Raw genomic sequence first — 7564 nt, 5'->3', positions numbered from 1 at the left:
GGACACGTCCCACAGCTCGGCCACCCCGCACGGGTGGCGGAGCTGATCGACGAGTTCACCCTGGGTGGTGTGCCTTTCTGACGGCCCCGACCGCCACAACGGCACACCGCTCAAATCCGCAGCGGATCCATCTGGACGCGCAGCGGCCCGTCGGCGCGGCGGGCGGTACGCGCGGCCTGCGCGTCCCGCAGTGCCCGACCGAGCTCCCGACCGCGGCCGCGGCCCACGCGGACGAGCATGCGGTGCACCTCGTCGGGTTCCGGATCGTCGGCCCCGAACGGCAGCCGCTGGCCGGGTGGCAGAGGCACCGGGCCGAGCACTTCGGCGCCCTCCGGCAGGACCGTCGCCTCGAGCAGCCCCGTGACCGCGGCGGCGCTGCCGTCGATCGCGGCCATGTGCACGGTCGGCGGGAATCCGACCTCGGCGCGTTCGTCGAGCTGCGACCGCGCGTGCCCGACCGGATCCCAGCGCACCAACGCCTGCACGGTCGGGATCCCCGAGTCGGCGACGACCACGACCTGACCGCCGTCGCGGAACGGACGGACCAGCGACGACGCGGTCAGCCAGCGTCGCATTGTTTCCTCGGCGGCACGCAGGTCGGCGCGGCCGAGCAGCGCCCAGCCGTCGAGCAGCAGCGCCGCCCCGTATCCGCCGGGTGCGATCGGCTCGGCGCCGACCGTCGAGACCACCAGCACCGGCCCCTCGGGCGCAGAGACCTTGACGTCGGTGCCACCGGAGGTCACCACCGGCACGCCGGGAAAGGCCCGGCCCAGTTCCTCGGCGGTCCGTCCGGCACCGACGACGACCGCGCGCAGCGACCGCGCGCCGCACACGTGACAGCGGTGGGTGGCGTCGGCGACGCCGCACCAGCGGCACGCCGGGATCGCGGCGCCGTCCGGGCCGCCTGCCGTGGGCAGCGCCAGCGGGCCGTTGCAGTGGCGGCACCGCGCCGGGGCCCGGCACTTGCCGCAGGCCAGCGCGGGGACGTAGCCGCGGCGCGGGACCTGCACGAGCACACCGCGGCCCGCGCCGAGCGCCGCGCGGGCCGCGGCGAACGCGATGGCGGGGATCCGGGCGGCCCGCGCCGCCGGGTCGCGGGCGAGCGCGTGGTCGCTGTCGGCCAGGGCCGTCACCTTCGGCGCCCACTCTCGGACGATCTCGCGGGGGGCGGTCAGGTCGTGTGCCCACCCGGAGTCGACGAGCGCCTGGGTTTCGGCGGTGCGAGCGTGCCCGCCGAGCACGACCGCGGCACCTGCGGCATGCGCACGCAGGACCGCGACCTCCCGGGAGTGCGGATACGGCGACCGGGGCTCGGCGTGCAGGTCGTCCCCGTCGTCCCAGACGACGAGCAGCCCGAGATCCGGGGTGGGCGCGAACACGGAGGCCCGGGTTCCGACGACGATTCGTGCGGTGCCGCGCAGCGTGGACAGCCAGCGCCGGTAGCGGACGGCGGGTCCGAGTCCCGCGCTGAGCCCGACGACGTGCTCGGCGCCGGCGACCGCTTCGCAAGCGGTGAGGACCCGGTCCAGGTCGCGCTGATCGGGGACGACGATCACCGCGGCACGGCCCCCGGCCGCGGTGAGCGCCGCGAGTTCGGCGAGCCGACACGGCCAGTCCTCCCCCGGGAGCGCCTGCCAGGCCGCGCGCGGCGAGCGGCCGGCAGCCAGCGCGTCCAGGAAGTGCTCCCCGAACCGGTAGCGCGCCCATGCCTGCCGGTCGACGTCCGGCGCAGCCGGCGGGGACGTTTCGACGGGTGCTTCGGCTTCGACGCGGGCGTGCCGCGGCGGCACCGCCAGGCGCAGCACGTCGGCGCGGGTGCCGGCGTAGCGGGTGGCGACCTCCTCCGCGAGGGCGGCGATCTCACCGGTCAGCACCTGTTCGGATGACACGACCCGGTCCAGCCAGCCGAGGCGTCCCGGATGGTCGCTGACGGCGGTGCGGGAGAGCAGGAAGCCGTCGACGAGCCGGCCGGAGAACCGGACACGAACGCGGACGCCCGGTCGGGCGTCCGCGTCGAGTTCACGGGGAATCAGGTAGTCGAACTCGCGGTCGAGGTGCGGAAGCGGCAGCAGCGGGAGCACCCGTGCGATCGGATCCGTCTCGGCGGCGAGCCTGTCGGCACCCACCCGTCGGTGACCTGTCGGTCAGAGACCGGCGGCGGCGCGCAGCTTCTCGGCCCGGTCCGTGTTCTCCCACGGCAGGTCGATGTCGGTGCGGCCGAAGTGCCCGTACGCGGCGGTCTGCGCGTAGATCGGGCGCAGCAGGTCCAGGTCGCGGATGATCGCGCCCGGCCGCAGGTCGAAGACCTCGTTGATGGCCGCCTGGATGCGGGCCGGGTCGGTCTTCTCGGTGCCGAAAGTCTCGACGAACAGGCCGACCGGTGCGGCCTTGCCGATGGCGTAGGCGACCTGCACCTCGAGGCGGTCCGCCAGGCCCGCGGCGACCGCGGTCTTCGCGACCCAGCGCATCGCGTACGCGGCGGAACGGTCGACCTTCGACGGGTCCTTGCCGGAGAACGCGCCGCCGCCGTGGCGGGCCATGCCACCGTAGGTGTCGACGATGATCTTGCGGCCGGTCAGGCCCGCGTCGCCCATCGGCCCGCCGAGCACGAACGACCCGGACGGGTTCACGAGCAGCCGGATGTCCGAGGTGTCGAGGCCGGCGAGGTTCGGATCTGCCAGCACCGCGTCGACGACGTGCGTGCGCAGGTCCGGGGTCAGCAGGTTGTTCAGGTCGATGTCCGCGGCGTGCTGCGTGGAGATGACGATCGTGTCGAGGCGCACCGGGGTGTCACCGTCGTACTCGATGGTGACCTGGGTCTTGCCGTCCGGGCGCAGGTAGGGCAGCACACCGGTCTTGCGGACCTCGGTGAGACGCCGCGCCAGCCGGTGGGCCAGCGAGATCGGCAGCGGCATCAGTTCCGGGGTGTCCGAGCACGCGTAGCCGAACATCAGGCCCTGGTCGCCGGCGCCCTGCTTGGCGACCTCGTCGTCGGTGAGCGTTCCGGAGCGGTGCTCGTGGGAGACGTCGACGCCGCCGGCGATCTCCGGGGACTGCGCACCGATCGCGATGTTCACGCCGCACGAGTTGCCGTCGAAGCCCTTCGACGACGAGTCGTAGCCGATCTCGAGGACGCGGTCGCGCACGATCTTCGGGATGTCGGCGTAGGCGGAGGTGGTGACCTCGCCGACGACGTGCACCTGCCCGGTGGTGACGAGCGTCTCCACCGCGACACGGGCACGCGGGTCCTCCGCGAGCAGGGCATCGAGGACGGAGTCGCTGATCGCGTCACAGATCTTGTCCGGGTGCCCCTCCGTCACGGACTCACTGGTGAAAAGCCGACCGCCGGTCTTGCTCACAGAACTCCCTCTCGACTGAAAGTGTCTAGCTCGAATGGACAGCATCTAATCACTGAACGCGGCGGCCGGGCCGGTGCCCCGCCGCAACCTCGACGCTACTGTTCCGCGCACGCGGACGCGACAGTTAAATTCATCCGCTCTTGGGCCGGTCCGCCGGGGCCAGCAGCGGCCGCAGCGCATCGAGGACCCGGCTGGCCATCAGCGACTTGGACCCGTGCGCGAGCGCCGTCTCGGATCCGTCGGCCGCGAGCAGCCACCCGTCGTTGTTGTCGACCTCGAACGCCTTGCCGTCGCCGACCGCGTTGACGACGAGCAGATCGCATCCCTTGCGTGCCAGTTTCGCACGGGCGTAGCTGAGCACGTCGCCGTTTTCGTCGCCCGTCTCGGCGGCGAACCCGACGATGACGGTGCTCGGGGCGAGGCCGCCCTCGGTGCGGGATTCGACCAGCCCGGCGAGGATGTCGTCGTTCTTGGTCAGCGCGATCGAATCGGGTTCGCCCGCGCCCTTCTTGATCTTCGTGGTCGCGAGCGTGCTGGGCCGGAAATCGGCGACGGCCGCGGACATGACAACCGCGTCGGCGCCGGCGGCGTACTTGACGACCGCCTCCTGCATCTGCGCGGCGGTCTGCACGTGCACCACGTCGACCGCGGCCGGATCGGCGAGTCCGGCGACCGCACCGGCCACCAGGGTGACGTCGGCGCCGCGCTGCGCGGCGAGCCGCGCCAGGGCGTAACCCTGCTTGCCGGAGCTGCGGTTGCCCAGGAAACGGACCGGGTCGAGGGGTTCGCGTGTGCCGCCGGCGGAGATGACCAGCTTGCGGCCGACCAGGTCGCGCGGAATCGCGTCGGCGCGTTCGAGCAGCAGCGTCGCGAGGGTGAAGATCTCCTCGGGCTCCGGGAGCCTGCCCGCGCCGGTGTCCTGGCCGGTGAGCCGGCCGGAGGCGGGTTCGACGACGACGACACCGCGGCGACGCAACGTCTCGACGTTCTCGACGGTGGCGGGGTGCTCCCACATCTCGGTGTGCATCGCCGGGGCGAAGATCACCGGGCACCGTGCGGTGAGCAGCGTGGCGGTGAGCAGGTCGTCGGCGCGGCCGTGCGCCGCGCGGGCCATGAGGTCGGCGGTGGCCGGGGCGACGACGACGAGGTCGGCTTCCTGGCCGAGCCGCACGTGCGGGACCTGCGGGACGTCGGCGAAGACCCCGGTCTGGACGGGATTGCCGGACAGCGCCTCGAAGGTGGCACGGCCGACGAACTCGAGGGCGGATTCGGTCGGGATGACCCGGACCTGGTGGCCGCTCTCGGTGAAGGCGCGGATCAGCGCGCATGCCTTGTAGGCGGCGATGCCGCCGCCGACGCCGATGACGACGCGGCGGCGCTGCCCGAACTCTGAGGTGTCGAGGCTCTCCACGGTGAGCGGACTCACTCGCCTTCGGTGTGCTCGAGCAGGTCCGCGTGGATCTCGCGCATGGCGATCGACAGCGGCTTCTCCTGGAGACCCGGCTCGACCAGCGGTCCGACGTACTCGAGGATGCCGTCGCCGAGCTGGTTGTAGTAGTCGTTGATCTGGCGGGCCCGCTTGGCCGCGTAGATCACCAGCGCGTACTTCGAGGAGGCGCGCTCGAGCAGCTCGTCGATGGGCGGGTTGGTGATACCCAGCGGGGGGTCGTAGACCGGAAGCTCGTTACCCGCAATGTCGGTCGCGGCTGCCTGGATGCTGCTCACTCGGTGATCTCCTGAGTATTCGCGGGAAAGAAATAGCGGTGGCCGACCGCCGGGGGCACGGCTTCTAGGAGCGCGGCCCGGGCCCGGCGTCGGGTCCAACCAACAAGGATACCAATTCGTCGCAAGCACGGTCGACGTCGTCGTTGACGACGACGGTGTCGAACTCGTCCTGCGCGGCCAATTCGGTGCGGGCCGTCTCGAGCCTGCGGGCGACCACCTCGTCGGACTCGGTTCCGCGGCCGGTGAGCCGCTCGACCAGAACCTCCCAGCTCGGTGGGGCCAGGAAGGTCAGGACCGCCTCGGGCATCGCTGCCCGGACGGCACGGGCCCCGGCCAGGTCCACCTCGACCAGCACCGGACGTCCAGCGGCGAGCGCCTCGCGGACGGGTGCGGCCGGGGTACCCGAGCGTTGCAATCCGCCGTGGATCTCCGCCCATTCGAGCAGTTCCCCGGCGTCGATCATCCGGTCGAACTCGTCGCGTCCCACGAAGTGGTAGTCCTCGCCGTCGACCTCCCCCGGTCGCGGATCCCGGGTCGTCGCCGAGACGCTGAAGTACAGGTCCGGGACGCGGGAGCGCAGGAGGCGGACGACGGTCGACTTACCGACCGCGGAGGGGCCGGCCAGAACAACCAGCCGGCCCCTCCGCGTCACGGGCGCGCTGTCCGACACGGTTTGTGCGTCAGCAACCACGGTCTTACTCAGCGTCGAAATCGAACCTGGCGAGAAGCGCCTTGCGCTGACGGTCGCCCAGGCCGCGCAGACGGCGCGTCGGGGCGATCTCCAGCTCGGTCATGATCTCCTGAGCCTTGACCTTGCCGACCTTCGGCAGGGCCTCGAGCAGGGCGGAAACCTTCATCTTGCCGAGGATCTCGTCGTTCTCGGCGTCCTTGAGCACCTGCTTGAGGTCGGTGCCGCCGCGCTTCAGGCGCTCCTTGAGCTCTGCCCGGGCACGACGGGCAGCAGCCGCCTTCTCCAGAGCAGCGGCGCGCTGCTCGTCGGTCAGCTGGGGAAGGGCCACGGTTCCTCCGTCTCATCGTTGGCAAACAGTCTTCGACCGCTGATAACCAGCGGCGATAGCGACCGTACTCACGCGCGCCGACGATTGCGAACCCACCCCCCGGCGTTCCACTCGAAAATCCGTGCGGTAGTGGAGACGGATCCCGCAGCGCGAAACCGCCGCTCCCGCCGGTCGACGCACCGCTTCCCACCTGCGGTGACGCCGAAAAACCGCAGGTGAGGAGGCCAATGTCCGATTCGGCGACGAAGCGCGTCCCGACTCGTCGGCGAAGGGCCGCACGCCGGCTTCGAAGCCGGTCGGCCGGTTCGGAAAAATTTCTGGGGAATGCGCGTGTCGCGCCTCTCACCGACCGCGCGTGTCGCCGCTCCCACCAGCACCGGGAGAGGCGAAACCGCCCCCCAACGGGTCCTCGGACCCGACAACGGGGCCGGACCCCAGCTGGGTCCGGCCCCGCGGCGCGAGTTCCGTCAGGCCCTCAGGAAGGCGAATCCCTCGACCGCGCGGGCGACGGCGTCGCGCAGCATCGCGACGGTCGGCCCGGCCCGGAGCACCTCCCGGGAGACGTTGGGCACCACCGCGTCGAGATGGTCACCCGCCAGCCGGCGCACGTCGTCGGCGGTGCCGCCCTGCGCACCGACGCCGGGCATCAGGATCGGCCCGCGCAGCGCGCTCAGATCGGGTGCGCTCGTCAGCGTCGCACCCACCACCACACCGACAGAGCCCAGCACCGCGGCCCCGGCGTTGCGGGCGGCGGCCTCGTCGACCATCACCTGGGCGAGCGTGCGCCCGTCCGCGACCGTCGCCTGCTGCACCTGCGCGCCCTCCGGGTTGGAGGTGGCCGCGAGCACGAACACCCCGCGCCCGGTGTCCTGCGCGAGCTGCAGGGCCGGTTCCAGCGCCCCGAAGCCCAGATACGGCGAGACGGTCACCGAGTCCGAGCACAGCGGCGAGTCGTCGGACAGCCAGGTGCGCGCGTACGCGGCCATCGTGGAACCGATGTCGCCGCGCTTGGCATCGGCCAGAACGAGCGTTCCGCTCTCGCGCAGCGCCGCGACGGCCCGTTCGAGCACGGCGATACCCGCCGACCCGAACGCCTCGAAGAACGCCACCTGCGGCTTGACCAGCGCGACCTCACCGGCGAACGCCTCGACACAGCGCTCGGTGAAGGTCGCCAGGCCGGCCGCGTCGACGGTCAGCCCCCATGCCCCGAGCAGTTCGGGGTGCGGGTCGATGCCGACGCACAGCGGTCCGCGTTCGGCGAGCGCCGCGTGCAGCCGCTCCCCGAACCCGGTCACGACAGCTGCTCGCCGTCGCGCAGGCCCGCCTGCATCCGCTGGATGGACCGGACACCGATCTCCCCGCGGATCGCGGCCTCGATGCCCTGGATCGCGGCCGCGGCACCCTGCACGGTCGTCACGCACGGGATGTTCGCGGCGACCGCGGCACTGCGGATCTCGTAGC

At 72.2% G+C, this 7564-nt stretch carries 7 protein-coding genes; all 7 read right to left on the bottom strand.

Annotation, left to right across the window (positions count from 1 at the left end; genetic code table 11):
- Positions 1 to 110: 110 nt before the first annotated feature.
- The gene (locus I0Q12_RS15910; protein WP_197252832.1) at positions 111 to 2126 is read right to left on the bottom strand and encodes a primosomal protein N'; all 2016 of its coding nucleotides are present in this window, start codon (positions 2124 to 2126) and stop codon (positions 111 to 113) included.
- Between the two features lie 18 nt (positions 2127 to 2144).
- Positions 2145 to 3359 (bottom strand): methionine adenosyltransferase, encoded by a 1215-nt coding sequence (metK, locus tag I0Q12_RS15905; RefSeq protein ID WP_197252831.1) that lies wholly within the window; start codon positions 3357 to 3359, stop codon positions 2145 to 2147.
- Between the two features lie 130 nt (positions 3360 to 3489).
- Positions 3490 to 4785, bottom strand: a complete 1296-nt coding sequence (gene coaBC / locus I0Q12_RS15900) for a bifunctional phosphopantothenoylcysteine decarboxylase/phosphopantothenate--cysteine ligase CoaBC (protein ID WP_307846269.1) — start codon at positions 4783 to 4785, stop codon at positions 3490 to 3492.
- On the bottom strand, positions 4782 to 5084 hold the full coding sequence (gene rpoZ, locus I0Q12_RS15895) for a DNA-directed RNA polymerase subunit omega (RefSeq protein WP_197252830.1): 303 nt from the start codon (positions 5082 to 5084) through the stop codon (positions 4782 to 4784). Before rpoZ ends, coaBC begins: the two co-directional genes overlap by 4 nt.
- A 64-nt stretch (positions 5085 to 5148) precedes the next feature.
- Entirely contained in the window at positions 5149 to 5775 is a 627-nt protein-coding gene (gene gmk, locus I0Q12_RS15890; protein WP_197252829.1) for a guanylate kinase, read from the bottom strand.
- 4 nt (positions 5776 to 5779) lie between these two features.
- Positions 5780 to 6103 (bottom strand): integration host factor, actinobacterial type, encoded by a 324-nt coding sequence (mihF, locus tag I0Q12_RS15885; RefSeq protein WP_068158315.1) that lies wholly within the window; start codon positions 6101 to 6103, stop codon positions 5780 to 5782.
- Positions 6104 to 6570: 467 nt separating this feature from the next.
- Complete coding sequence (gene pyrF / locus I0Q12_RS15880) at positions 6571 to 7398, bottom strand: orotidine-5'-phosphate decarboxylase (RefSeq protein ID WP_197252828.1); 828 nt, start codon at positions 7396 to 7398, stop codon at positions 6571 to 6573.
- Positions 7399 to 7564: the final 166 nt, after the last annotated feature.

Source organism: Rhodococcus sp. CX (assembly GCF_015865005.1).
Taxonomy (GTDB): Bacteria; Actinomycetota; Actinomycetes; order Mycobacteriales; family Mycobacteriaceae; genus Rhodococcus.
Note: the sequence above shows the minus strand (reverse complement) of the source record. Positions and strands in the feature narration are given on the sequence as shown.